Origin of the sequence: Tannerella forsythia (assembly GCF_003860135.1) — a bacterium.
Lineage (GTDB): Bacteria > Bacteroidota > Bacteroidia > Bacteroidales > Tannerellaceae > Tannerella > Tannerella forsythia_A.
In genome coordinates this window covers 1-1,567 of sequence record NZ_RQYN01000117.1, presented here as the reverse complement: position 1 = coordinate 1,567, position 1,567 = coordinate 1, and the positions used below count along the sequence as shown (strand labels likewise).

Here is a 1,567-nt window from a genome sequence, read left to right as displayed (position 1 = left end):
TGGAGTAAGTTCGCCTAAGGGTTTTGTTGGGTAGCCTCCCATAGATGCTGTTCGTTCTGCATAAACATCAATAGAAGTCAATAAAACGGTTTCATCGGAGTTATTAATAATAAAGTGAGTTCGATCTAAGCGGTTATCCATCTTGAGCGATCCATAAGCTCTTGATAGAGGTTTATGGCTAGTCTCTTCTCAAAGAAAGAGTAAGCCATCAAAGCCGATAACATATTTGTAATGAAGTTGTCAAAACTTCGATGACGTGTGTGTTCTATCTGACAGATGTTTTTCAGCTCGTCATTAACAGTTTCAATAAGATCGCGTTTTCGAAGCATGATTTGATCGTGCATAAGCATCAGAGCGTTCTTCATGTTCTTTTTTATTTTGGTTACCGGATGTACGCCGTCCATAAAAAGTTGTTCGAACAGGTCTTTGGAGATGTAGCCTTTATCCCCAAAAAGCTTTCCGAAGAAGCGCCCCCTGAAAGTCCATGAATTTAAGCGGTTCTCTGTCGTCTACGTTTCCTGGAGTAAGTATAAAATTCAAGATTTCGCCTTTATCGTTGATTATCAAATGCATTTTGAAACCATAGAACCAGCCGATAGAGTATTATCTTTTCCGGGCGATCCCTTTGAAAGTACGGTGTTGCTTTTCTCGCTTGATATGACAGCTGCGAAGTAGTGTGGAGTCAATGAATGAGATGCCGGTGCATTTTCCTAAGCAGGACATTTTAAGAAATATAGCCAGGGTGGTATGCAGGCTTTACGTTGCAGTTCAACAAAACGATCGTAGGAAACGGTATGGGGAAACTCCTTCTTCATCTGTCTTTGAACATAAAACATATAGAAGCTTTTCAGGTTCTTAAATGCTCCGCTGTGGAAGAGTCCCGGTATAATCATCACTTTGCTCCCAGAGAGCGTAAACTTACGGTTTCGTTTCCTCTTTTTGCCTTCTTTAAGGCTGTGTTCTTTGATTACTTTGTCAACTTCTTTGTGAAACTCATCGATAATGAAATAAATTTACTCATTCGAGTTATATCATTTTTAAAGGCTTTCGTGATACGCTTCGCTTAATTCTGTAATTTTTGCACCGGAATCATAATGGAGTTATCTTAGTATAATGTTGTATTTTAGTACTATAGAGATGCTAAATTTCTCATTATGTTCCAACTTTTTTGACTCTTTTCTTACATTGAATTCACGTTAGTTAATGTTTTTCTTGCAAGGATTTCAAAGTGTTAAGAAAGAATATTTGAATTATGCGAAATGTTCAAAAATGTCTTCTTGGGAGTATAAAATAGGCATCATCGAAGAGGAAATACATTCGAAATAAATGTTTTCTGTGAAAATTGTTTCACTGTTGAAGTTAAATGAAAAGCGAATACGTGAAGGGCTATTGATAGCTACATCTCCTTGTAGTTGTAATCGAATAGGTGTTTTAGAATACAAATATATGGGATTTACCATATCTAATGTTGATTTGTTTGGTTTATAGTGATGATTAAACTCAAAAGGTAATTTAATCCCAAATTCCGCATTGAGTTATTTTTTTAATATAAAACCAATTTCAAACA

General features: G+C 36.2%; 1 pseudogene. It reads right to left on the bottom strand.

The features are described 5' to 3' along the window. Positions 1–125: 125 nt before the first annotated feature. A pseudogene (locus EII41_RS13520) lies at positions 126–1,013 on the bottom strand (IS982 family transposase). Between the last annotated feature and the right edge of the window lie 554 nt (positions 1,014–1,567).